Origin of the sequence: Microbacterium forte (assembly GCF_031885415.1) — a bacterium.
GTDB classification, from domain to species: domain Bacteria; phylum Actinomycetota; class Actinomycetes; order Actinomycetales; family Microbacteriaceae; genus Microbacterium; species Microbacterium forte.
On the sequence record NZ_CP116871.1, the window covers coordinates 3075632 to 3098620 of the forward strand.

A 22989-nucleotide genomic window follows, 5' to 3' on the forward strand; every position below is an offset into this window, starting at 1 on the left:
ATGATGCTCGAGTCGACCGCGGCATCCGTGCCTGCTGCACCGTACGACCTGCGGATCGACAGCGGCGGAGACGACTTCACCGTGTCGGAAGCCACACCGCGACTGTCGTTCACCGTGCCCGTCGAGGCGGAGACATCGAACGGTTTCGAGCTCGAGGCGATCGTCGACGGCGAGAGCCGGGCGCGCGTGCCGCTCGATGCCGGCTCTCATCTCTTCGTCGAGTGGCCCTGGGTTCCGCTGACGAGTGGGCAGCGCGTGCGGTGGCGGGCGCGGGTGCAAGCCGGGGACGCCCCGTCGGAGTGGTCCGACTGGTCGACCTTAGAGTGCGGTCTGCTCGACGCCGACTGGTCGGCGGAGTGGATCAGCCCGGTCGAGCACGATGACCCTGGCTACGGAGCTCGCGGCGCCCACACACTGTCCCGCGCGTTCGAGGCGGACGACGTCGTCGCGGCTCGTCTCTACTCGACGGCGCTCGGGGTCTACGAGGCCAGGGTCAACGGACAGCGGGTCGGCACCGCCGAGCTCGCTCCGGGTTCCACGTCGTACGACCGCACGGTCTACGCGCAGGCGGCCGATGTGACCTCCCTGCTCCAGGGCGGTCGCAACGCACTCGAGATCGAGCTCTCCGACGGCTGGTATCGAGGTCAGGTCGGTGCCTTCCGCCTGCCGGCGGGATGGGGTACGACGCTCGCGGCTCGGGCGGAACTGCACCTCGAACTCGCCGACGGATCGCGGCGTGTGATCCGCACCGACGGCGAATGGACCAGCGCTCAGTCGACGATCGTCCGGGCCGACCTGATGGACGGGCAGACGACCGACTTCCGCGCGGAGAGCGGATCCGCGGTGCCCGTGATCGTCGGCGCGGTCGAGGGGCCGCCCATCTCCTGGTCGCCCGCCCCGCCGGTGCGCGTGGTCGAGACGCGCGACGCGGTGAATGCGAACCGAATCGCAGAAGACACCTGGGTGCTCGACTTCGGTCAGAACGCCTCGGGATGGATCCGGCTGACGGACCTCGGCCCCGCCGGCACACGCACGGTGATCGACTACGGCGAGCACGTCGGTCAGGATGGCGATCTCGACACCTCACACCTCGACTCGACCAAGCCGGGCGAACCGTCCGTCGTGTTCGTCCAGCACGACGAGGTGGTATCCGCCGGAGGAGGCGAGGTCTTCGAGCCGCGCCACACGGTGCACGGGTTCCAGTACGCACGGATCACGCGCGAAGGCTCGCCCTTCGAGGCGTCCACGGCGCAGATGCGCATCGTGCAGACGGACCTCCGCCGCACCGCATCGTTCGGGTCGAGTGATCCCTCGCTCAACCGCCTGCACGAGATCGCCGACTGGAGCTTCCGCGGCAACGCGGTGGACGTGCCGACCGACTGCCCGACGCGCGAGCGCCTGGCGTGGACGGGCGACTACCAGGTCTTCGCTCCCACGGCGGCGCGGCTGTACGACGTGCTCGGCTTCACTCGCAAGTGGCTGCAGTCGGTGCGCGATGATCAGCTCGATGACGGGCGGATCGCGAACTTCTCGCCCGATGGGCGGCGCATCAAGCAGAAGCTCGACGATCAGTTCGCGATGATGACCGGATCCTCCGGGTGGGGCGACGCGATCACCTTCGTGCCGTGGGAGATGTACACCGCGTACGGCGACTCCCTGGTCCTGGAGGAGAACTGGGGCGCGATGGTCCGCTGGGTCGAGTGGGCCCTCGGGGCTGCGCGCACGACCAGGCATCATTCCCGCGTGGAGCGGTCGGGGGAGCCGCAGTCGCACGAGGAATATGTGTGGGACGGCACCTTCCATTGGGGGGAGTGGACCGAGCCCGTCCCCAAGGCGGAGGACGGCTCGCGCCTCGACCCGATTAAGTCCAACCCCATGGCCTGGTTCATGGCCGACAAGGGAGAGGTCGGCACGGCCTACCTCTACCGTTCGACGCGGATCCTCGCGGACGCGGCGACGGTGCTCGGGCGGGACGAGGACGCCGAGCGGTACGCCGTGCTGGCCGACCGCATCCTCGACGCCTGGCGCACCGAGTTCCTCGCCGGCGACGGACGCACAGTGCAGGACACGCAGGCCGCCTACGTGCGGGCGCTGACCTTCGGCCTCATCCCGGAGTCGCAGCGCGCTGCGGCGGCGGAGCGGCTCGTCGACCTCATCCGCGCTGCCGGCACCCATCTCGGCACCGGATTCCTCGCCACCGGCGACCTGCTGCCCGTGCTCGCCGACACCGGCCATGCCGGCGTCGCCTACGAGCTGCTGTTCCAGCGGAGCGCACCGTCGTGGCTGCACATGATCAACAAGGGTGCGACCACGATCTGGGAGGACTGGGAAGGCATAGACGACGACGGCGCTGCCCACGAATCGCTGAACCACTACAGCAAGGGCGCGGTCATCCGCTTCCTGCACACCCACACCCTCGGTCTTCGTCAGGACCCGGATTCGATCGCTTGGCAGTCGTTCACGATCGCCCCCATCCCGGGCGGCGGACTCACCTGGGCGACCGGGCATCTCGACACTCCGCGAGGGCGGATCCGCGTCGAGTGGCGGATCGAGGGTGACGAACTCCGGATCGACGCGGAGATCCCGGCCGGGGCGAGCGCGACGGTTGTCTTCCCCGACGGCTCGACGCGCACCGCGCCCCCCGGAGCGTTCACCGGTCTCGGGCGTCTCGCCGTCCGCTGAGTGCGACGGCTGTGTATGGCGACGGGTGCGCAGATCCAGGGCTGCGCACCCGCCGCCTCAGCGGCCGTCGGAACTCGCGGCATGCAGCTCGCGGCTGATGGCTCGCAGGCCGACGGCCAGCGATTCGAGTTCGTCGAGGGAGAGGCCGTCGAGGATGTCGGCACCCATCTCCGGGCGTGCCGCCATGATCTTCCCGATCACGTCGCGACCGAGCAGGGTGGGATGCAGCCGGCGGACTCGGTGATCGTCGGCATCCGTCATCCTCTCGACGAGTCCCTGCTCGACGAGACGTTCGATCAGCTTCGACATCGTCGCGAGGGACACCTCGAAGGTCGAGGCCAGCTCGCTCGCGCTGCTCTGCTCGGACACGACGATCGCCGTCAGCACCTTGAGCTGCTGGATCGTCAGCTGGGTGCTGAGCAGGGATCCCACCATGCGGGGGAGCGAACGCACCGAGATCGCGAGGGTGAGCGCATCGATGTTCTCGAGCGCGGCGGTTCGTCTCAGTTCGTCTCCCACGTCTGTACCGTAGTGCCTTCATAGCGTCTTCCCAGTGAGATTTACTTAGCTTCAAGCTAACCTTTTGTCGAAGGAACCGATCCGGGGTCGTGTCGGGCCCAGGCTCGTGCGCCATCCCCGACGTCGGCCTCCTGTGCCCGCACCCCCGAAGACAGGAGGGTGGAACGATGGCGTATCAGGTGCAGCAGACCCGGAGTGGGCAGGAGCGGGAGCGCTCCCTGCAGGAGATCCGAGAGAAGTATGCGTACGAGCGCGATCGGAGGATCCGCCCGGACGGCGCGACGCAGTACCGCTCGGCGCTGGGCGAGTACGGCTACTACGCGAAGGATCCCTACACGGTGCGTGTCGAGCGGGAGCCGCTGCACGATCGCGTGGACGCGCTGATCATCGGCGCCGGATTCGGCGGGCTGCTCGCGGGGGCAGGTCTGCGCGACACGGGACTCTCGTCGATCCGCCTGATGGACGAGGCGGGAGACGTGGGTGGCACCTGGTATTGGAACCGTTATCCCGGCATCCGCTGCGACATCGAGTCGTACGTCTACATGCCCCTCCTGGAAGAGACGGGATACGTGCCCACCGAGCGCTACTCGACGGGGGAGGAGATCCGCCAGCATGCCGTGCGCATCGCCGAGCACTACGACCTGCGGCGCGACTTCGTCGGGCACACCCGCGCGACGGGTCTCACGTGGGACGAGGGCGCGTCGGAGTGGCAGGTCGAGACGGACCGGGGTGACGTCTTCCGTGCCCGCTACGTCATCACCTCGTCGGGAACCCTGACGCAGCCGAAGCTTCCGGGCATCCCGGGCATCGAGCGCTTCGCCGGCCACACGTTCCACACGAGCCGTTGGGACTACGGATACACCGGCGGATCGCCGGACGGCGATCTCTCCGGTCTGGCAGACAAGCGGGTTGCGGCTGTCGGCACGGGAGCGACCGGGCTGCAGGTGATCCCGCACCTCGCCGAGCACGCGAAGCAGCTGCTCGTCTTCCAGCGCACGCCGTCGACGGTCGACGTGAGGGACAACCGCCCGACCGATCCGGAGTGGGCGGCATCCCTCGCGCCCGGATGGCAGCGCGAGCGGATGGACAACTTCCTCGCCGTGCTCGCGGGGGAGGTCGAGGAATCGCTCGTGCAGGACGGGTGGACGGCGACGCACGCGCTGCAGCGCAGCATCCTCTCCGGTGCCGTCGACGAGGGCGTCTCCGAGGAGGAGCGGCAGCATCGCGAGGAGCTGGAAGACGCCGCGACGATGGACAGGATCCGAGCGCGTGTCGACGAGATCGTCGAGGATCCGGCCACCGCGGAGGTGCTGAAGCCCTGGTACCGGTACATGTGCAAGAGGCCCGGGTTCAGCGATCTCTACCTGCAGGCGTTCAATCGGTCGAACGTTGTACTCGTCGACACGGCGGACACCCACGGTGTCACGGCGCTCACCGAGACGTCGATCGTGGTCGGCGACGCGGAGTACGAGGTGGACTGCCTCATCTTCGCCACCGGATTCGACGTGGGCGTTTCGGGTGTGGTCTCGGGAACGCTCCCCGTCGTCGGTCGAGGCGGGCGTTCGCTGCTCGAGGCCTGGGGGTACGGACCGCGCACGCTCCACGGGTTCAGCACGCACGGGTTCCCCAACCTCTTCCAGCTCGGCCCCATGCAGAACGCGAACTCGGTGAACTTCGTGCACATCCTCCAGGAGCAGGCGACGCACATCGGAGCGGTCATCGCACGCGCCGAGCAGGTCGGGGCTCGCCGTATCGAGCCCACGGCGGAGGCGGAGGATGCGTGGTGCCGCACCGTGGCCGAGACTGCGAGAGACGTCTCGGACTTCCAAGCTCAGTGCACTCCCGGGTACTACAACGGCGAGGGATCCCGATCGATCGGCGGCCTTACATTCTCGCCGGGGCCGGTGGTCTTCCACCGTCTTTTGCGTGAGTGGCGGAGCGGGGACATGGCCGACGTTCTCGTCGTCTCGGATGCCGATGATCACATCCGCGTGACGGCCGCGGTCGGGGTGCCCGCATGAGGGTGCCGATCGTGACGGTCGCGACGGTCGTCGGCGCGACGGTCGTGCTCGCCGGATGCGCGCCCGCGGCGGACGATGGCGGGTCGGTGTGCGAGGCCGCGGGGCCGGCACTCGAGCAGACCTCGACGGAACTCCTGCAGGTCACCGAGCCGCATGAGCTCACCGGGGGGACACTGCTCGAAGGGCCGACCTTCCACGACGACGGCTCTCTGTTCGTGGTCGACGTGATGGCACCCGCGGGCGAAGCCAAGGTGCTGCGAATCGATGTCGAGGAGGCCTCGGCGGAGCAGGTCTTCACGGATGAGACGAGCGCATTCACCTCGGCGCAGTTCCATCCGAGCGACGGGCGTCTGTATCTGACCGACTTCCTCGGAGGCGACGTGCTGAGCATCACGCCCGATGGCGAAGACCCGCAGGCCCACTTCACGGGTGCGGTCGAGGGCGTCGCGATGCTGCCCGACGACATCGCCTTCGCCCCCGACGGGACGATGTTCGTGACCGACACCCGCGGCATGGACGGGCCCGGGTGGGAGACGCCGGGCAGGGTGGTCAGGATCGGCGTCGACGGGTCGGCGAGCGTGCTGGCCGACGATCTGCCCTCGCCGAACGGCATCGTGTTCGACGAGGAGGACGCCGGGCTCTGGGTCGCCCAGTACAACGCGAACCGCATCGACTACTTCGCCCTCGACGAGGAGCGCACGCGTGTCGTCTCGGCGTACCCGGCGATCCATGTCGACGGCGGGATCGGACGCATCGACTCGACCGCGGTGGATGCCGAAGGGAACATCTACCAGGCGTTCCACGAGAAGGCGGAGATCGTGGTGATCGCCAAGACCGGCGAGCAGATCGGGGTGATCCGCGTGCCCGGGGAGGGGCTCGAATCCGCGACGAACATCGCCATCGCGCCGGGGACCACTGACGGCTATCTGGTGGTCAGTGGGCCCGCGGGCGGGTTCGTGCACACCTTCGAGGCGTACGGCGAGGGCATCAGGCAGTCGAACGGGGGATGATGCCCGGACGCGACCCGTACCGGCAATCGCTCGGCTGCGGGTCGCGTCCTCTCAAGGCGTCACCTCGTCGGTGCCGCCGTGGACTCCCGCACGACGAGCTCGAGCGGCAGGACGACCTTCGTCGGTGTCCTGCTCCGCTCAGGGTCGATGAGTGTCTCCATCGCGCGGGTGCCGATCTCGCGGAGCGGAGAGCGCAGAGTCGTGAGCGCGGGAACGGCCAGCTCGGCGCTGAAGATGTCGTCGAAGCCGATCACGCTGAAGGCCTCGGGCAGCTGCAGACCGCCGCTGCGCGCGGCCCGAAGGAGTCCGTGCGCGACGAGGTCGTTGTAGGCGAGGACGGCGGTGACGCCGCTGGCCCGGACGCGTCGGAGGGACTCAGCGCCGCCCGCGACCGTCGGCTCGTCCACGGTGATCTCCACCACCCCCAGGCCTCGTGCGGCCGCGAGATCGAGAGTGAGCTCCCATCGTGCCCGGTTGATCCGGGCGCCGCCGAGACCGAGGTACGCGACGGAACGGTGTCCGAGGTCGCGCAGATGGTCGAGTGCGTCGGTGAGGCCGGACTCGAGGTCTGGGGTGACGCTCGGCAACGACGGTGTGGAGTGATTGGCTCCGACGATCGGCTTGCTCGCAGCCAGCGCTGCCAGCGAGTCGTCGTCGAGGCGAGAGGCGACGACGAGGAGGCCGTCCACGGACGGCTGCAGCGTCTCGATCGTCTCGAGCTCGATCTCGGCAGCACCCTCGGTCTCAGAGACGATCAGAGTGAAGCCGCTCCTCCGCGCGACCTGCTCCGCGCCACGGATCAGCTCGAAGTGCACGGGGTTGGTGATGTCGGGGAGGACGATCGCATATGTCCCCGAGAGCCCTGTGGGAAGCGCCCGAGCCATGGGGTTCACCCGATAGCCGAGTTCTGCAGCAGCCGCGCGGATCTTCTCCTCGGTGGCGACGTTCGTGCGACCGGGCTTGTTCAGGGCGCGCGACACGGTCGACGGATTGAGTCCGACCCGCTGGGCGATGTCGTAGATCGTGGGGCGTCGGCCGATGCGACCGTCGATCGCGGCCGCATCCTGCGAGGCGTTCGGCTCGTCTGTCGACATCGTGCTGTCTTCCCCTCGTCGCGACGGCATCCGGTTCCCCGATCGTACGGCAGAAGTCATCCGTCCGATCGAGACGCGTTTTGGCAACCGCTTGCCAAAACGGGTCGATCATGGTTGTCTGGTCTGACGATGTCGGGGCGGGGCGCCCGGAGAGGATTGAGCGACGATGCTTCGACCCCAGTGGTCCCCGACGCGGGAACTGGTCTCCCTCGACGGCCTGTGGAGATTCGCGGCGGATGACGACGCGGTGCCCGAGCCGTGGTCGGATCGCCTCCGCACCGAACTCGAGGCGCCGGTCCCGTCGAGCTACGACGACCTGTTCGCCGACCAGGAGATCCGCGACCACGTGGGCTGGGTCTGGTATCAGCGCACGGTCCGCGTGCCGCGCGGATGGGACGGCTCCCGGATCCTCGTGCGGGTCGAAGCGGCATCGCACCGAGCCCGCGTCTATGCCGGACATTCCCTCGTCGCCACCCACGACGGCGGGTTCACTCCGTTCGACGCCGATGTGACCGATCATGCGATCCCCGGCGAGGAGTTCCGCCTGACGATCGGCGTCGACAACGAGCTGACGAAGGCCACGCTCCCACCCGGCTTCGTGACCGTGGCCGACGACGGCCGCAGACAGCAGCGGTACCTGCACGACTTCTACAACTACGGCGGTCTGCCGCGCTCTGTGTGGCTCGCGGCTGTTCCGCCCGTGCGGATCGAGGACATCACGGCGGTCCCCGACGTCGACGGCGCCGACGGCATCGTCCGCTACGACATCGTCCTGTCGGACCCGTCCGTCGCCGCCGACCTCTCGATCAGAGTGCTCGACGGCGCCGGACGCCAGGTCGCCGAGGGGCACGGGCGCACCGGGGAGATCCGGATCCCGGACGCGATCCTGTGGCGTCCGGGGGCGGGCCACCTGTACGACCTCGTCGTCGAAGCGACGACCGAGACGGGCGTCCGTGACGTGTACACGTTGCCGGTCGGCATCCGCACCGTCGAAGTGAGAGGAGCCGAGTTCCTCATCAACGGCGAGCCCTTCTACTTCCGCGGATTCGGCAAGCACGAGGACTCCCCGGTTCGAGGCAAAGGTCACGACCCCGCGTACATGGTGCACGACTTCCACCTGATGCGCTGGGCGGGGGCGAACTCGTTCCGAACCTCCCACTACCCCTATGCGGAGGACGTCCTGGAGTACGCCGATCGGCACGGAATCGTCGTGATCGACGAGACCGCGGCCGTCGGTCTCAACCTCGCGATCGGCGCCGGGATGGGCACGGGAGCGACCAGGGCGACGTTCGGACCGGAGGGCTTCGGAGACGAGACGAGAGCCGCTCACGCTCGCGCGATCCGCGAGCTGATCGCCCGGGACAAGAACCACCCGAGCGTCGTGATGTGGTGCATCGCCAACGAGCCGGCGTCGTTCGAGGAGGGAGCCCGCCCCTACTTCGAGCCGCTCGTGGCGCTCACCCGGGAGCTCGACCCGCATCGGCCCGTGACCTTCGCCAACCTCATCCAGGCATCGCATGAGACCGATCGCATCGCTGATCTGTTCGACGTCATCTGCCTCAACCGCTACTACGGCTGGTATGCCGACGGCGGCGACCTGCGCAGCGCCGAACGACACCTCGAGGCCGAACTCCGCGGGTGGGAGAGCACATACGGCAAACCTCTCGTCATGACCGAGTACGGAGCCGACACGATCGTCGGGACCCACTCGGTCTACGACCAGCCCTGGACCGAGGAGTATCAGCTCGCCTTCCTCGAGATGTACCACCGGGTCTTCGACAGGATCCCGGCGGTCGTCGGAGAGCAGGTCTGGAACTTCGCCGACTTCCACACGCCAGGCAGCGCCTTCCGCGTCGACGGCAACAAGAAGGGTGTGTTCACCCGCGATCGACGGCCCAAGGCCGCCGCTCACGCACTTCGTACCCGCTGGCGCGGCTGAAAAGGACCTTCCATGTCACACGCATCACTCGTCCGTCGCGACCGCGACCGACTGCTCCCCGCCGATCCGACGACGCGCTCGGTCGCGCGCGCCCTCTACGAGCGCGTCGCCGATGCCCCGATCATCTCGCCGCACGGTCACGTGCCGGTGGAATGCCTGGTCGAGGATCGCCCGTTCTCCGACCCGGCATCGCTACTGATCACACACGACCACTACGTCACCCGGCTGCTCCACGCGTCCGGGGTCGGCCTCGACGAGCTCGGGGTCGGCGGCAGTGCCGCGGACCCGCGCCAGGTGTGGCGGAGGTTCGCTGAGCGTTGGCCTCTGTTCGCGGGCACGGCGTCGGGGTACTGGATCTCGGAGTCTCTGCAGAATGTGCTCGACGTCACGGTGCCGCTCTCGGCGGCGACGGCGGATGAGGCGTACGACCGCATCGCGGATCAGCTCGCCACGCCCGAGCTGCGGCCGCGTGCGCTGTTCGAGCGCTTCGGCATCGAGGTGCTGGCGACGACCGACGATCCTCTGGACGATCTCGCAGGGCACGCGGCGCTCGCCGCGGAGGGCGCGGTCGGCCGGGTTCTGCCGACGTTCCGCCCCGACCGGTACCTGGATCCTGATGCGGCAGGGTTCGCGCAGAACGTCGAGCGGCTCGTCGCCGAGACGGGCAGCCCGGGCACGTTCGCCGGGTACCTCGCCGCCCTCGAGCAGCGGAGGCGGTACTTCATCGAGCACGGGGCCGTGTCCGCAGATCACGGTGTCGAGGTCCCCGACACGCTCGACCTCGCGCCCGAAGAAGGCGAGGGGCTCTTCGCCCGCGTCGTCTCCGGTGATGCGGATGCCGGGGAGCGTCACTCGTTCCGGGCGCACATGCTGCTGCAGATGGCCCGGATGAGCGTCGACGACGGACTCGTCATGACGGTGCACGCCGGCGTCGTGCGCAACCACAGCACGCAGACCTTCCGCCGCTTCGGCCCCGACTCCGGGCATGACATCCCGCGGCGCACAGACTTCGTCGGCGGTCTGCGGCCGCTTCTCGAGCGCTTCGGCCTCGAGCGCGATCTGCACCTGGTGCTCTTCGCCGTGGATGAGACCGTCTACTCTCGCGAGATCGCCCCGCTGGCGGGGTTCTACCCGAGCGTCTACATCGGCGCTCCCTGGTGGTTCCTCGATGCCCCGGATGCCATGGCACGGTTCCGCTCGGCGGTGACCGAGACGGCCGGGTTCTCGCGCGGGTCGGGGTTCATCGACGACACCCGCGCCTTCCTCTCCATACCGGCCCGACACGACACCGCACGCCGTGCGGATGCCGCATTCCTCGCCCGGCTGGTCGTCGAGGGGCGTGTGGACGAGGACGCGGCCGGCGCCGTCATCGACGACATCGTCGGGCCCCAGCCGAAGAGGGTGTTCAAGCTGTGAGCGGTGTGATGCTCGGAGTGCGCGAGTCGCCGGCACCACCGGTGCGGATCATCCATATGGGGCTCGGCGCCTTCCACCGCTCGCATCTGGCCTGGTACACGGCCCATGCCGGTGACTCGGCGCAGTGGGGGATCGCGGCGTACACCGGAAGGAGTGCCGGGCTCGCGGATGATCTCTCCGCCCAGGACGGTCTGTACACACTGATCGTGCGTTCGCCGGCAGGCGACGACGCCGAACGAATCGGGAGCATCGTCCGGGCGCATCCGGGCACGGACATCCCGTCATTCGTGAATGACGTCGCCGCTCCTGCGACCGCCATCGTCAGCCTGACTATCACCGAGGCCGCCTATGCCGATGATCGGACGGCTCTCGATCGAGCCCTGCTGGCAGGACTCCTCGACGACGACCTCGTCAGCGTGCGTCCTGTCACCGCCGTCGGTCGCCTCGTGCTCGGTCTGGAGGCGCGCAGGCGTTCGTGTTCCGGAGCTCTCGCTCTCGTCTCCTGTGACAACCTGGCCGACAACGGGGGAGTGCTGCGCGCCGCCGTCAGCTCTCTCGCGAGGGAGGTGCCGGGGCTCGTCGACTGGATCGATGCGCACGTGTCGTTCGTGTCGAGTTCGGTGGATCGGATCACCCCTCGACTCTCGGATGAGGAAACGACCGAGCTCTCGCGGCGCTACGGGGATCGTGCACCGGTGGTCGCAGAGAGCTTCTCCGACTGGGTCATCGCCGGAGAGTTCCCTGCGGGCCGGCCGCAGTGGGAAGTGGCGGGAGCCCGCCTCACCGACGACCTTGAACCGTGGGAGGCGCGGAAGCTCTGGCTGCTGAACGGCGCTCATACGCTTCTCGCGTCGCTCGGTCGGCTTCGTGGTCATCACACGGTCTCCGAGGCGATCGCCGACATGGTGTGCTTGCGCGCCGTCGACGCGTACTGGGATGAAGTCTGCCGGCATCTTCCGGCGGAGCTCGGACTGCAGGAATACCGGTTGGCGCTGCTCGACCGCTTCCGAAACCCGCGCATCCGGCATCTCCTCGCGCAGATCGGTCTCGATTCCGACACCAAGATGCGTGTGCGCGTCGCGCCGGTCGCAGAGCTCGAACGCAGGGCGGGGCGCCCCGCCGACGCGTGCGCAGCTGTCGTCGCGGCGTGGCTGGCGATCGGCGGACAGCGAGGGGATCGTTCATCCGTCGAATGCGCGGTCGCCGAGCTCAGCCCCGTGCTCGGCGACGACGAGGCGTTCGTCGATGAGGTGCTCGCGAGTCGGCGATCGATCGATGATCTCACACTTCGATAACGAGTTGGCAATCGGTTGTCATTGACTCGAATCCCTGCTTTACTGACATCAGACGCCGCCGTCCTCGTCCGCTAGACCCTTAATGACAAGCGGTTGCGCATCAAGTCGTTTCATCCAAAGGAGTATGAACAATGTGGAACACCCGTAAGCACCGTCGTGGCGTGGTCCTGCCCGCCGCGATGCTCATCACCGCACTCGCGGTGTCCGGCTGCGCGGCCGGAAGCGACCCCGAACCCGCAGGCACGTCGGCCACCGTCGTCGAGAAGGATCTCGCCATCGCGGCTGTCTCGGCGCCGAACTCGCTCGACCCGGCGCAGCTCGTCGATGGGCAGCAGATGTTCGTGTGGTCATCGATCCTCGACACTCTGCTCCGCAAGGATCCGGCCACGGGGGAGATCATCCCGGGTGCCGCGGAATCGTGGGAGTACAACGAGGACGGCACGCAGCTCACGCTCGTACTTCGTGAGGGAATGAGCTTCAGTTCGGGAGACCCGGTGAACGCGGACGCCGTCGTGGCGACCATGCTCCGCTCGCGGGAGACCGCCGGCAACGTGCAGAGTCGTCTGGCTTCGGTCACGGATGTCGTCGCCGAGGACGACCGGACGGTCGTGGTCTCGTTCGACGGCTTCGACCCGCAGTTCCTCGACAACCTCTCCTCCGGCCCGGGGGCGATCGGCGACCCTGCCACGATCGACGAGGAGCGCACCGCCACAGATCCCGTCGGCTCGGGGCCGTTCACACTCGACACCGAAAAGACCGTTCCCGGGAGCAGCTACGTGCTGGTGAAGCGAGACGACTACTGGGACGCGGAGAACGTCCCGTTCAAGACGCTGACGGTGAAGGTCCTTCAGGATCAGACGGCGTCGTTCAATGCGCTCCAGGCGGGCGAACTCAACGCGGCGACAGTGCAGACGCAGGTCGTCGGGCAGCTCGACAAGGAGAAGTTCTCGATCAAACAGAACGATGCGGTCGCGACGAGCTTCCTGAACATCCTGGACAGAGGCGGGGAGAAGTGGCCCGCTCTCGGAGATGAGAAGGTACGCCAGGCGATCAACCTCGCCATCGATCGGGACGCCGTCCTCAAGGGGCTGTACAGCGGAGTCGGAATCGCCACGACGCAGCTGGTGAGCCCATTCGGCGCCATCTACGACGAATCGCTCAACGACGAGTACGAGTACGACCCAGAGAAGGGGCGTGAGCTCGTCGAGGAGGCGGGCTACGCGGGGGAGAGCTTCCAGATCCCCAGCACCTTCCTGTCGACCACTGTGGAACCCGTTCTCACCCAGGCGTTCGCCGACATCGGCCTGACGCTGGAATGGGTCACGGTTCCTCCGCAGCAGGCGCAGTCGGCGGCTCGCTCCGGCGACTACGGTCTGTACTTCCAGATCCTCGGGTTCAATGCGGACAGCGCGGACCTGGCGACGACCTTCGCCCTGGACGGAGTCGGCAACCCGCGCGGCTACACCGATGACACCTTGGACCGGCTGTTCTCGGAGATCGACTCGACGGTCGCCTTCGACGACCGCGTACCGCTGTATCAGGAACTGAACGAGTACGTCGCCGATCAGGCATTCGTCGCGCCGCTGGTCTACGTCGGCGCTGTGTGGGCTACCGCCGACGGCATCAGCTACGTCGGAGAGGCGAACACCCTCTCCACGATCCGACAGTTCGACGTCACCGAGTGAGTGAGGGGTGGGGATGCGGTCCGCCGCATCCCCACCCGCACCGGGAGTTCTTTGATGCTCAGTTATATCCTTCGCCGTCTCGGTGCCGGGATCGTGCTCGCGATCCTGGTGACCCTGATCACCTTCCTGCTGCTCAGCACGTCGTTCGATGACGTCGCGCAGTCGATTCTCGGCACCGGTGCGACGCCGGATGTCGTTGCGGGGCTCATCGAGCAGAAGGGGTGGGATCGACCTGTCCTCGTCCAGTACTTCGACTGGCTGATCCACGCGGTTCAGGGCGACTTCGGCGTCTCCGTGTACACGTCGCTGCCAGTCGGACCGACCGTTCTCCAGCGCCTCGCCGTCACGCTCTCGATCATCGTCCCCGCGCTGATCCTGACCGTCATCATCTCGGTGGTGCTCGGCGTCTGGTCTGCCTCGCGCGGGGGAATCGTCGACCGCATCGCGCAGGGGATCTCTCTCATCGGGTACATCGTCCCCGGCCTCCTGCTGGCGATCGTGCTGGTGGTGGTGTTCGCAGTGCAGCTCAAATGGCTTCCCGCCACCGGCTTCACACCGTTCGCCGAGGACCCGGCGGCGTGGGTGCGCAGCATCACGATCCCGGTGATCGTGCTGACCATCGGCGGCGTCGCCAACATGGCTGCTCAGGTGCGAGGGCGCATGATCGACGAGCTCCGCCGCGACTACATCCGCACCCTGCGGACGCGCGGCTCATCGACCACCTCGATCGTCATCAAGCACGCGCTGCGCAACGCTGCGAGCCCGGCGCTCACGGTGATGTCGCTGGAGTTCATCCAGATGTTCGGCGGCGCGCTCATCATCGAGAACGTCTTCGCTCTGCCGGGCTACGGCAGCTTCGCGTTCAACGCCTCTCTTCAGGGCGACATCCCCGTGATCATGGGCATCACCGCCTTCGGTGTGCTGCTGGTCACCGTCGTCAACCTCCTCACCGACCTGGCCAACGGCTGGTTGAACCCGAAAGCGAGAGTCCATTGAGCGACGAACGCCCACTCCAGACGAACACCGGAACCGTGACGCCGCCCAGCACCGAGCTGCTCGTCACGCTCGAGAACGCGGCGAAGACCCGGACGTCCACCTGGCGTCGAATCCTGCGGGATCCTCAGGCCGTCGGGACCCTCGGCATCCTCGCCGTGATCTTCCTCCTCGGACTGCTCACGCCGTGGCTCGCGCCGCACGGTCCGAACGACGCCGATCTCGCCATGATCAACGCGCCCGTCGGCACGCCCGGGTACCTGCTCGGCGCCGACGAGGCGGGCCGCGACATCCTGTCTCGGCTGCTCCACTCGATCAACACGGCGGCCATCTCTGCTCTGATCGGCGCCGGCGTGGCGCTGGTCGTCGGAGTGATCGCCGGTCTCATCGGCGGGTACTTCGGCACGGTGACGAGAGCCACCACCGAGTGGCTCTTCAACCTGATCATGACGTTCCCCGGCATCCTGCTGCTGATCATCCTGATGCCGGTCACGGGTGGCGACTACCGCTTCACAATGTTGATCTTCGGTGTGCTCCTCTCGCCGGGCATCTATCGCATCGTCCGCAACCTCGTGCTCGGGGTGAAGAACGAGCTCTACGTCGACGCGGCGCGGGTGTCGGGTCTCGGCAATCTCCGCATTCTCGGCCGCCACGTGCTCTTCGTCGTTCGCGGTCCGATCATCATCGCCGCAGCCTTCCTTGCCGGGTCCGCGATCGCCGTGCAGTCCGGGCTCGCCTTCCTCGGCGTCGGCTCGCTGCAGATCCCCAGCTTCGGATCGATGATCTCGTCGGGCTTCCGCAACCTCTACATCGCTCCGACGCAGTTCCTCTGGCCGAGCCTCCTGCTCGGCGTGATCACGGCGTCACTCGTGCTGCTCGGCAACGCTCTGCGCGACATCCTCGAGGGCTCCATGCCGAAGCCGGCGAAGGTCGGACGCGGTCAGCGTGTGCTCGACAGCGCCGGAGAGGCGACGGCCGCGCGGACGGGGCTGCTCGAGATCAACGACCTCGCCATCGCCTACCCGCGTCCGAGCGGAGGACTGAACGAGGTCGTGCGCGGCGTCGACCTCTCGATCGCCAGAGGGCAGGTCGTCGGACTCGTCGGGGAATCGGGCTCGGGCAAGTCGCAGACCGCCTTCGCCTCCCTCGGCGTGCTCCCCAACGAGGCGGTGATCACCCGCGGGTCCATCCGTTTCGACGGGCGTGAGCTCGTCGGTCTCACGGACGCGCAGATGCGGCCCCTCCGCGGCAAGGAGATCGCCTATATTCCGCAGGAGCCCATGTCGAACCTCGACCCCTCCTACAAGGTGGGCGCTCAACTGGTCGAGGGAGTGCGCTCGGCGCTCGGCGTGACGCGCGCCGAGGCGACCGCTCGTGTGCTCGCGCTCCTCGAGCGGGTCGGCATCGCGGATCCGAAGCGGACCTTCGACTCGTATCCGCATCAGATCTCGGGCGGCATGGCGCAGCGCGTGCTCATCGCCGGTGCGGTCGCCAGCCGACCGAAGCTCCTGATCGCCGACGAGCCGACCACGGCGCTCGATGTCACGGTCCAGGCGGAGATCCTCGATCTTCTGCGCGATCTGCAGTCGGAGCTCGATATGGCGATCCTCCTCGTCACCCACAACTTCGGCGTCGTGGCTGACCTGTGCGATCGCATCGCGGTCATGCAGAACGGCGTGATCGTCGAATCCGGCACCGCCGCGGAGGTGTTCGCCCACCCGACCCACGAGTACACGAAGATGCTGCTCGGGGCGATCCTCGACGAGAGCACGGTCCGCACGGACCCGCCCGTCGCGATCACTGAAGAAGGGACGCAGCGATGAGTCTTCTCGAGGTCGATGAGCTTCGCGTGTCGTTCCCCGGCAAGGGGTGGCGGAAGAAGCCGGTGGAGGTGCTGCACGGCGTCTCGCTGAGTGTGGCGCCCGGCGAGACGCTGGGGCTGGTGGGGGAATCCGGATCCGGCAAGACCACCATCGGTCGCGCGGTGCTGGGGCTGGTGACGCCATCCGGAGGCGACATCCGCTTCGACGGGACATCCATCGCACGGATCTCGGCGCGCGATCGACGCCGGCTGTCGCGAGACATCCAGGTCGTCTTCCAGGATCCGTACACCTCGCTGAATCCCTCGATGACGGTGGGCGACATCCTCGCGGAACCGCTCGTCATCCAGGGGGCGACCGCCAAGGACGCGCGCTCGCGCGTCAGAACGCTGCTCGACCAGGTCGGATTGCCCTCGGATGCGATCGAGCGGCTGCCCCGGGAGTTCTCGGGCGGTCAGCGCCAGCGTGTCGCCATCGCGCGTGCGCTCGCCCCCGAGCCTCGCCTCATCGTGTGCGACGAGCCGGTGTCGGCGCTCGACCTGTCGACGCAGGCCCGAGTGCTCGATCTGTTCGTCGAGATCCAGCGGGCGACGGGGGTGGCCTATCTCTTCGTCTCGCACGACCTCTCGGTCGTCAGGCACATCAGCCATCGCGTGGCCGTGCTGTACCGCGGCGACCTCGTCGAGACGGGATCAGCCGAGCATGTGACGTCGAGCCCCGACCACCCGTACACCCAGAAGCTGCTCCTGGCGGCTCCGGTCGCCGACCCCGCCAGGCAGCGCGAGCGGAGGCTCGAGCGTCGCCGCCTCATGGAGGCGTCATGACTCAGAATCCGATCATCCCCGGCTACCACCCGGACCCCTCGATCTGCCGCGTCGGCGACGATTACTACCTCGCGAACTCGAGCTTCGAGTACTCGCCGGGCGTCCCGCTGTTCCACTCGCGCGACCTGATCTCATGGACGCAGGTCGGCAATATCCTCGATCGGCCGGAGCATCTCGATGTGCGCCCAGGACTCGCGGGCGCCAGCGGAGGGATCTACGCTCCGACGCTGAGGCATCATGACGGCAGGTTCTGGATGATCACGACGAACATCCACGAGGTCGGCCGCGGTCACATCCTCGTGCACGCCGAGGATCCCGCCGGCCCGTGGAGCGATCCCGTCTACGTCGCAGGGCTCATCGGCATCGATCCGGACATCGCGTGGGATGACGACGGCACGTGCTTCGTGACCTGGAGCGATGTGATGCGCGGCGGCATCTCGCAGGCCGTCATCGATCCGGTGTCGGGCGACGTCCTCTCGGAGCCGCGCCCGCTGTGGGCGGGAACCGGCGGGGCGCACGCCGAAGGGCCGCATCTGATCCGTCGGGGGGAGTGGTGGTACCTGCTCGTCGCCGAAGGTGGCACGGGCCCCGGACACATGGTGACGATCGCGCGATCCCCAAGCATCCGCGGACCCTTCGAGCCGGCGCCGACGAATCCGATCCTGACCCACCGCAGCACGAGTGCGGCCGTGCAGTCGACAGGGCACTCCGATCTCATCGAGCTCGCCGACGGCTCCTGGGCGCTGGTGTTCCTCGCGACACGGCCGCGGGGAACATTCCCTCGCTGGCACACCAACGGCCGCGAGACGTTCCTCGCGGGAGTCGACTGGGTCGACGACTGGCCCGTCGTCGACGAGGCGCGCTACGACGTGCCGGTCTCGACGTCATCGTTCGTCGACGAGTTCAGAGGCGAGGTACTGCATCCGCGGTGGATCGCGCCGGGCACCGCACCATCGACCTTCGCCCGCACGAGCGCGGATGGTCTGCGCCTCGACCCGGGTCGGGACGCGCTCACCGCGAGCGCCGAGCGGCTGCTCGCGGTGCGCGCCGAAGACGAGTTGTGGTCGGCTCGCCTGCACGCCACGGGTGACGTGGCGCTCTCGGTCCGTATGGATGACGCGCACCAGCTGCTGGTCGAGCGCATCGGTGAAGAGGTGCGTGCGCGGATCGTCATCGGTCCGCTGAGCGACGTCGTCGCGAGTGCGACGGTGTCGGCTGACGCGGCGCTCGAGATCAGGGCTGTGGAGTTCGAGGCCGAGCGCGGCGCTCGCCGCGGGCCGGATCTGCTGCGTGCCGGGGTTGCCGCGGCAGAGGGCTTCGTCGAACTGGCGGCCCTCGACGGTCGGTATCTGTCCACCGAGGTCGCGGGGGGATTCACCGGACGGGTCATCGGGATCGAGGCGCTCGGAGAGCAGGTCGCCGTCATCCGGTTCGAGTACGAGTCGGGTGCCGCCGCGGGGTGATCAGCCCTGCGCCGTGGGCCTCAGCTCCGGCACGAAGGTCGACATGAGCGAGGCGACGCACGCATCGACGTCGATCGTCGAGCGATCGAAGAGCCACTGCGTGTGCAGGCCGTCCATGGCGGCGATGGTGATCGCTGCCAGATGCCTCGGAGGCAGGTCGGTCGACAGGCGTCCCTCGTCTCGGAGTCGCGTGAAGAGGCGGGTCATGAACGAGCGGATGTTGCGGTATCGAGTCTCGAAGTAGACGTGCGCCGGGTGGGCCGGCGCTGTGGCCTCACCGGTGAGCACGGCGCTCAGCTCCACCAGGCCGACTCGTTGATCCCGTTCGATCAATGTCGTGGCCATTCCGCGGAGGACATCGAGCGGGTCGGCGTCGGTGTCGAGCGCGGCATTCCGCGAGAGATAGTCGGCGCTGCGCTCGTCCTGCAGCTCGAGAACCGCCATGAGCAGATCCTCCTTACGCGGGAAATGATGCAGAAGTCCCGTGTGGCTGATGCCGGCGCGACGCGCGATCTCCGCCATCGATGCGCCGTGGAACCCGGATTCTCCGAAGATCGTGAGACACGCGTCGAGGATGCCTCGGCGTACGGCCGCGGTCTTGGCGTACTGCGCCATCAGTCCTCCTCAGATCAAAATAGTGAGTGCTTTCTAATTTTATGTTACCGTGGTGTGGCAATCGGTTGTCATGATTGCTCCGATCGAGAGGATCCCTCAATGACGAACTTCCCCACCGGCTTCCTCTGGGGTGCCGCCACCGCCGGACACCAGATCGAAGGCAACAACGTCAACAGCGACTGGTGGGAGCGCGAGCTGACCATGCCCGGCATGGAACCCTCGGGTGACGCGGTCGACAGCTATCACCGGTATCGCGAGGACATCGACCTGCTCGCGGATGCGGGGCTCACGACCTACCGGTTCAGCCTCGAGTGGTCGCGCATCGAGCCCGTCGAGGGTCGCTTCTCGCGGGCCGAGCTCGCGCACTACCGACGCGTGATCGACTACTGCTTCTCGCGTGGAGTCGTTCCCTTCGTCACCCTGCAGCACTTCACGACGCCGCGCTGGTTCGCGAACGACGGCGGGTGGACGTCGCCGAAGGCCAAGGACCGCTTCCTGAGTTTCGTGACCGAAGCCACGACGATCCTCGACGGCGTCGAGTGGGTGGCGACCATGAATGAGCCCAACATGCAGGCGGCCATCATGACGGCGATGCGCCGCATGGCCGAGACTCAGGGCGGGCAGTGGACGAGTCCCACGGTCGAGAGCGACGCCGAGCGCGAGGGCGGCGAGGAGACGAAGCTCGAGAAGAAGCAGCACGGTGCATTCCTGCAGGACGCCGACCCCGAGATCGGCCGCGCGTTCGTCGAGATCCACCATGCTGCACGCGAGATCGTGCGCGCCCGTACGGACGCCAAGGTCGGCTGGACCATCGCGGCGGGCGCGCTCACCGCCGCCCCCGGCGGTGAGGAGAAGCTGAAGCAGATCCGCTACGGCAAGGAAGACGTCTACTGGGAGGGATCCCGGGGCGACGACTTCGTGGGCGTGCAGGCGTACTCGTCGCAGGAGGTCGATGCGGACGGTCTCGTGCCGCACCCGCCGCACCCCGACAACACGCTCGTCGGCACCGCTTTCCGCCCCGACTCGCTCGCCATGGCCGTGCGGCACGCATGGGAGGTCTCCGAGGGCGTCACGGTCATCGTGACCGAGAACGGCATCGCCACCGGCGATGACACCCAGCGGATCCGCTACACGGATGCCGCGCTGCGCGGCCTCGCAGACACGATCGACGAGGGCATCGACGTGCGCGGCTACCTGCACTGGACGCTGCTGGACAACTTCGAGTGGGGTCACTGGGCTCCGACCTTCGGTCTGATCGCCGTGGACCGCGAGACGTTCGTGCGCACGCCCAAGCCGAGCCTCGGCTGGCTCGGCGAGGTCGCGAAGCGCAACGGTCTGGGCTGACCGGCACCACGCACAGAGGCCGAGCAGATGACCGTCGACGTCGACGATCCCCAGGGCGAGAGCGCTGCGGAGGCTGCGGGGCGCGTTCCGGAGGGCAACCTCGCGCTTCCGCAGCCACCCTCCCTGACCCCCGCGCCCGACGGCGCGGGGGCCGGGCAGGCAGCCGTCTCGGCGTGGTCGATCGTCCTGCTCGTCGCCGCGACGTTCGGGGCCGGCATGGCGATGATCGTGCCGATGGCTTACTCGCTGGCGGTGCGTCTCGACCAGTTGGCGCCCGGGCGCACCGAAGCCCTCGGCATCGTCCTGGCCCTCGGCTCGGCAGCCACTCTCGTGCTCGCCCCTCTCACCGGCATCCTCAGCGATCGTCTGCGCAGTCGCTGGGGGCGACGGCGTCCGTTCACCGTGATCGGTCTGCTGATCGGCGCGGCTTCGGTGCCCGTCATGGCCCTCGCGCCGAGTCTCGTCGTGCTCACGATCGGATGGACGCTGTCGACCGTCGGCTGGGGAACAGCGGCAGCCTCGCTCGGCAACTGGCAGGCGGACTGTCTGCCGCCGCATCAGCGCGGACGCGTATCCGGACTCACCGGTGTCACGATGCAGGTCGCGCCCGTCATCGGGATCATCCTCGTCGGATTCTTCCGCGATCAGGTGCTCGTCGTGTTCGCGCTCCCGGCCGCGATCGGTGTGGTGCTGGTGGTAGCGTTCCTCGCTGTCGTGCGCGACCCCGACAGCCGGGGGATGGTGATCGAGCGGCGGCTGACCGTCGGTGGACTGCTGCGGAGTTACGGCTTCGATCCGCGCAAAGCGCCGGACTTCGCGTGGAACTGGCTCGGACGCTTCATCTTCTTCTCCGGGCTGACCCTCACCACCAGCTTCACCGTGTTCTTCGTCGCCCAGCGCCTCGAGCTGCGCGTGCCGGATGTCGCGGGAGTGCTCGCGATCGTCTCGGCGTCGAGCATCGTCACGGCCACCCTCGGCTCCCTCGGGGGCGGATGGCTGAGCGATCGGGTGGGCAGGCGCAAGCCGTTCATCCTCACGGGTTCCGCTCTCTTCGCTGCGGGATGCAGCGTCTCGGCGTTCGCCCACGACCTGCCGACGCTCATGGTCGGCACCCTGCTGAACTCCCTCGGCATCGCCACTTTCTCGGCCGTGGCTCAGGCGCTGCTGCTCGACGTGCTCCCCGATCGCGAGCGCGAAGCGGGTCGTTACATGGCCATCGCCCTGTTCGCGCAGAAGATCCCCGGCGTCTTCGCGCCGGTGCTGGGCGGGGCGGTGCTGGCCATCGGCGCCGGCGCCGGTGCCGGCGCCGAGAACTTCACCGCGCTGTACCTCCTCGCTGCCGCGCTCGCCTTCGCCGGCGGTCTCCTCATCACCCTCTCGGTGCGCAGCGTCCGCTGAGCATCACCCCTTCGAAACGGAGCAATGATGTCCTTTCCCTTCCCCGATGTCTCGTCGACCCCCCTCGCCTCGCTGACCGATCTGACAGGACGCACCGCGCTCATCACCGGAGGCGCTCAGGGCCTCGGCCGTGCCATCGCGGATCGGCTCGCCGAGGCCGGTGCGAGCATCGTGATCGCCGACCTCGACGAGGGTCGCTCTCGCGCGGCGGCGGGCGAGATCGGCGAGCGTTTCTCGGTGCGGACGGTGGGCGTGCGAATGGATGTGACCGACTCGGCGTCGGTGTCTGCAGCGACCGACGCCGCGGCGGCTGAGGTCGGTGCCCCGGACATCTGGGTGAACAACGCCGGGATCTTCCCCAGCCAGTCGCTGCTCGAGATGAGCGACGAGACCTGGGAGCAGGTCTTCGCGGTCAACACCCGAGGTGTGCGCAACGGCGCGCGCGAGGCGGCCCGTCGGATGCCGCAGGGTGGCGTGATCGTCAACATCGTCTCGACCGCGGGCTTCCGCGGGACTGCGCCCGGCCTGTCGGCCTACGTCTCGTCGAAGCATGCGGTGCGGGGGCTCACGAAGCAGCTCGCCCTCGAGCTCGCCCCCCAGGGCATCCGCGTGCTCGGCGTCGCCCCCAGCTACGTGCCCACGGAGGGCAACATGGCGATGGCGGCCGCGGCGATCGAGCAGATGGCTGCCGCGGGCATCGATCCCGCCACCATGCCTGCGGCCATGTCGCAGAGCCTGATCGGTCGCCAGGGGACGCCCGACGACATCGCACGGGTGGTGCTGTTCTGCGCGAGCGACCTCTCGACGGTGATGACCGGCAGCACCCTTCTGGCTGATGCGGGCGAGACCATCTGACTGGCAATCGGTTGCC

General features: G+C 68.0%; 17 protein-coding genes. 14 read left to right on the top strand and 3 right to left on the bottom strand.

Annotated features, from left to right (window positions below):
* Positions 1-2682, top strand: a complete 2682-nt coding sequence (locus OB895_RS14810) for a family 78 glycoside hydrolase catalytic domain (protein WP_228385579.1) — start codon at positions 1-3, stop codon at positions 2680-2682.
* A gap of 57 nt (positions 2683-2739) precedes the next feature.
* Here the strand turns inward: OB895_RS14810 and OB895_RS14815 are convergent, their stop codons facing one another.
* Positions 2740-3201 carry a MarR family winged helix-turn-helix transcriptional regulator gene (locus OB895_RS14815; RefSeq protein ID WP_079113538.1) on the bottom strand — a complete coding sequence of 154 codons (462 nt, stop codon included), beginning with the start codon at positions 3199-3201 and terminating at the stop codon, positions 2740-2742.
* A 167-nt stretch (positions 3202-3368) separates the two neighbouring features.
* Here OB895_RS14815 and OB895_RS14820 point away from each other — a divergent pair, with 167 nt between their 5' ends.
* Positions 3369-5222 (top strand): flavin-containing monooxygenase, encoded by a 1854-nt coding sequence (locus OB895_RS14820; RefSeq protein ID WP_079113537.1) that lies wholly within the window; start codon positions 3369-3371, stop codon positions 5220-5222.
* 11 nt (positions 5223-5233) lie between these two features.
* A complete protein-coding gene (locus OB895_RS14825) occupies positions 5234-6232 on the top strand; it encodes an SMP-30/gluconolactonase/LRE family protein (protein ID WP_311878002.1) in 999 nt (332 codons plus the stop codon).
* A 59-nt stretch (positions 6233-6291) separates the two neighbouring features.
* Here OB895_RS14825 and OB895_RS14830 read toward each other — a convergent pair whose 3' ends face one another.
* Positions 6292-7326, bottom strand: coding sequence for a LacI family DNA-binding transcriptional regulator (locus OB895_RS14830; RefSeq protein ID WP_194285961.1), 1035 nt, complete (start codon positions 7324-7326; stop codon positions 6292-6294).
* A gap of 166 nt (positions 7327-7492) precedes the next feature.
* Between OB895_RS14830 and uidA the strand changes: the two genes are divergently transcribed.
* The 8 genes from uidA (at position 7493) to OB895_RS14870 (ending at position 18761) form a co-directional block, all read left to right on the top strand.
* Positions 7493-9265, top strand: coding sequence for a beta-glucuronidase (uidA, locus tag OB895_RS14835; RefSeq protein WP_079113534.1), 1773 nt, complete (start codon positions 7493-7495; stop codon positions 9263-9265).
* Between the two features lie 12 nt (positions 9266-9277).
* A complete protein-coding gene (uxaC, locus tag OB895_RS14840) occupies positions 9278-10681 on the top strand; it encodes a glucuronate isomerase (protein WP_079113533.1) in 1404 nt (467 codons plus the stop codon).
* Positions 10678-11976 (top strand): mannitol dehydrogenase family protein, encoded by a 1299-nt coding sequence (locus tag OB895_RS14845; RefSeq protein ID WP_228385577.1) that lies wholly within the window; start codon positions 10678-10680, stop codon positions 11974-11976. The genes uxaC and OB895_RS14845 overlap by 4 nt, the downstream gene beginning before the upstream one ends.
* Positions 11977-12107: 131 nt before the next feature.
* The gene (locus OB895_RS14850) at positions 12108-13661 is read left to right on the top strand and encodes an ABC transporter substrate-binding protein (protein WP_079113532.1); all 1554 of its coding nucleotides are present in this window, start codon (positions 12108-12110) and stop codon (positions 13659-13661) included.
* 54 nt (positions 13662-13715) lie between these two features.
* Entirely contained in the window at positions 13716-14657 is a 942-nt protein-coding gene (locus tag OB895_RS14855) for an ABC transporter permease (protein ID WP_079113531.1), read from the top strand.
* On the top strand, positions 14654-16477 hold the full coding sequence (locus OB895_RS14860) for a dipeptide/oligopeptide/nickel ABC transporter permease/ATP-binding protein (RefSeq protein WP_228385576.1): 1824 nt from the start codon (positions 14654-14656) through the stop codon (positions 16475-16477). Before OB895_RS14855 ends, OB895_RS14860 begins: the two co-directional genes overlap by 4 nt.
* A complete protein-coding gene (locus OB895_RS14865; protein ID WP_079113530.1) occupies positions 16474-17298 on the top strand; it encodes an ATP-binding cassette domain-containing protein in 825 nt (274 codons plus the stop codon). The genes OB895_RS14860 and OB895_RS14865 overlap by 4 nt, the downstream gene beginning before the upstream one ends.
* Positions 17295-18761: a glycoside hydrolase family 43 protein gene (locus OB895_RS14870; protein ID WP_079113529.1), complete on the top strand. Its 1467-nt coding sequence runs from the start codon at positions 17295-17297 to the stop codon at positions 18759-18761. The genes OB895_RS14865 and OB895_RS14870 overlap by 4 nt, the downstream gene beginning before the upstream one ends.
* Here the strand turns inward: OB895_RS14870 and OB895_RS14875 are convergent, their stop codons facing one another.
* Entirely contained in the window at positions 18762-19376 is a 615-nt protein-coding gene (locus tag OB895_RS14875) for a TetR/AcrR family transcriptional regulator (protein ID WP_079113528.1), read from the bottom strand.
* A gap of 99 nt (positions 19377-19475) precedes the next feature.
* Here OB895_RS14875 and OB895_RS14880 point away from each other — a divergent pair, with 99 nt between their 5' ends.
* Genes OB895_RS14880 through OB895_RS14890 form a run of 3 tightly spaced genes read left to right on the top strand, consistent with a single transcriptional unit; the run spans position 19476 to position 22973 of the window.
* Complete coding sequence (locus tag OB895_RS14880) at positions 19476-20720, top strand: family 1 glycosylhydrolase (RefSeq protein WP_079113527.1); 1245 nt, start codon at positions 19476-19478, stop codon at positions 20718-20720.
* A 27-nt stretch (positions 20721-20747) separates the two neighbouring features.
* Complete coding sequence (locus OB895_RS14885) at positions 20748-22118, top strand: MFS transporter (protein ID WP_079113526.1); 1371 nt, start codon at positions 20748-20750, stop codon at positions 22116-22118.
* 24 nt (positions 22119-22142) lie between these two features.
* Positions 22143-22973 carry an SDR family NAD(P)-dependent oxidoreductase gene (locus OB895_RS14890; protein WP_228385575.1) on the top strand — a complete coding sequence of 277 codons (831 nt, stop codon included), beginning with the start codon at positions 22143-22145 and terminating at the stop codon, positions 22971-22973.
* The last annotated feature ends 16 nt before the right edge of the window (positions 22974-22989 follow it).

Coding starts and splice junctions, on each gene's coding strand:
- OB895_RS14810 (WP_228385579.1), top strand. CDS start 1: ATGATGCTCGAGTCGACCGCGGCATCCGTGCCTGCTGCACCGTACGAC.
- OB895_RS14820 (WP_079113537.1), top strand. CDS start 3,369: ATGGCGTATCAGGTGCAGCAGACCCGGAGTGGGCAGGAGCGGGAGCGC.
- OB895_RS14830 (WP_194285961.1), bottom strand. CDS start 7,326: ATGTCGACAGACGAGCCGAACGCCTCGCAGGATGCGGCCGCGATCGAC.
- uidA (WP_079113534.1), top strand. CDS start 7,493: ATGCTTCGACCCCAGTGGTCCCCGACGCGGGAACTGGTCTCCCTCGAC.
- uxaC (WP_079113533.1), top strand. CDS start 9,278: ATGTCACACGCATCACTCGTCCGTCGCGACCGCGACCGACTGCTCCCC.
- OB895_RS14850 (WP_079113532.1), top strand. CDS start 12,108: ATGTGGAACACCCGTAAGCACCGTCGTGGCGTGGTCCTGCCCGCCGCG.
- OB895_RS14855 (WP_079113531.1), top strand. CDS start 13,716: ATGCTCAGTTATATCCTTCGCCGTCTCGGTGCCGGGATCGTGCTCGCG.
- OB895_RS14865 (WP_079113530.1), top strand. CDS start 16,474: ATGAGTCTTCTCGAGGTCGATGAGCTTCGCGTGTCGTTCCCCGGCAAG.
- OB895_RS14870 (WP_079113529.1), top strand. CDS start 17,295: ATGACTCAGAATCCGATCATCCCCGGCTACCACCCGGACCCCTCGATC.
- OB895_RS14875 (WP_079113528.1), bottom strand. CDS start 19,376: ATGGCGCAGTACGCCAAGACCGCGGCCGTACGCCGAGGCATCCTCGAC.
- OB895_RS14880 (WP_079113527.1), top strand. CDS start 19,476: ATGACGAACTTCCCCACCGGCTTCCTCTGGGGTGCCGCCACCGCCGGA.
- OB895_RS14885 (WP_079113526.1), top strand. CDS start 20,748: ATGACCGTCGACGTCGACGATCCCCAGGGCGAGAGCGCTGCGGAGGCT.
- OB895_RS14890 (WP_228385575.1), top strand. CDS start 22,143: ATGATGTCCTTTCCCTTCCCCGATGTCTCGTCGACCCCCCTCGCCTCG.